Source organism: Gordonibacter faecis, assembly GCF_030077735.1.
GTDB classification, from domain to species: Bacteria; Actinomycetota; Coriobacteriia; order Coriobacteriales; family Eggerthellaceae; genus Gordonibacter; species Gordonibacter faecis.
This window is the reverse complement of the sequence record NZ_JASJEU010000032.1, coordinates 1-1,176: the sequence shown is the minus strand read 5'-3', so window position 1 is coordinate 1,176 and position 1,176 is coordinate 1. Positions and strand designations below refer to the sequence as shown.

Here is a 1,176-nt window from a genome sequence, read left to right as displayed (position 1 = left end):
TTGGAAAAATAGTGTGTTTAGTGTGTCAAGCGTCCGAGGAAGCCGATAAATCCTACGAAAGTACCGACACACTATAAAAAATGGAAGTGTGTCAGAAAAACGGGCAATCGCTCGGGGAAGCCGATGAATGCGGGAAATCTCTGACACACTTCGAAGTGTGTCAAAGTGTGTCAGAGCTTCCCTCTCCTGCCGTGTACGGTCCTTCTTCTGCTTTCAGCTTCTTGGTGGCTCGTTCCACTTTCCAATCCGAAAGTGGAACGTAATATTCCTCGTGTTTATCGGGGAGTAGAGGCGGATGTTCCACTTGTTCCACTTTTCGAACGCAGTAGTGGAACATGGGCGCGCGCAATATTTTTTTCGGGCGATTTCCGCTCGTATACGAGTGGAAACAAGCCTCTGACCTGCGGAGACGGAATATCGGGTATTGCGTTAATCGAGTTAACGCTGTATAATACCAGTTGTATAGATAAATGGCTCAGCACCCGTCCCGTCTTTGATGCGGGGTTGCTACCGGGAATAGGAGCCGAGCGCTCGGTCAAATAGGCCGTGCGTCACGGGCGAAATAACGAACACGAAGCTCCCGTGGAAACCGAGATAGACAAGGCATGTTCTGCCTATGTCCTTCTTTGGTTTCCACGGGAGCTTTTTTGTTCTCGTGAAACGGATTCTGAACATGGAGGTGGCTGATATGGCTAAAGAACAGAAGAAGACGAAGGGGTCGAAACCCCGTTATATGACGACGTACGAAGCGGCGGAATTGCTCGGCCTGAGCGCCGGGACGCTCCGCGTCTGGCGTTGTCAAGGCAAAGGCCCGAGTTACTACAAGGTCGGCAATGCGGTCCGTTACAAGGTGGATGACCTTGAGGCGTGGAAGAGCGCCAACGTGAGGCGCATTGAGCTAACGAATTAAGGAGGTGTAAATATGGGCAAAAAAGAAAACCGCCCCGATGCCTGCACAGCTTCCGGGACGGCCTCTACTATCTGTGATTATGATAGCACGTCCGTTTTCGCAGGTCAAGACATGACCGAGAACGAGCTGATTAGAACGGTCACAGAGAAGTATCTGGCGGGCATCGACGTGGACATATGCCCCGCTCCCGAACAGGTCGAGCGGGAGCTTCTGCAGGCGACCAACAACGCCATCGAGGAGTACAACCGGGGTCCCCGCGACCCGAA

1 protein-coding gene is annotated in these 1,176 nt (G+C 52.4%); it reads left to right on the top strand.

Going from position 1 to position 1,176, the window contains the following annotated elements; genetic code table 11:
• Positions 1-616: 616 nt before the first annotated feature.
• Positions 617-910, top strand: coding sequence for a helix-turn-helix transcriptional regulator (locus QNJ86_RS13830; protein ID WP_283833235.1), 294 nt, complete (start codon positions 617-619; stop codon positions 908-910).
• The last annotated feature ends 266 nt before the right edge of the window (positions 911-1,176 follow it).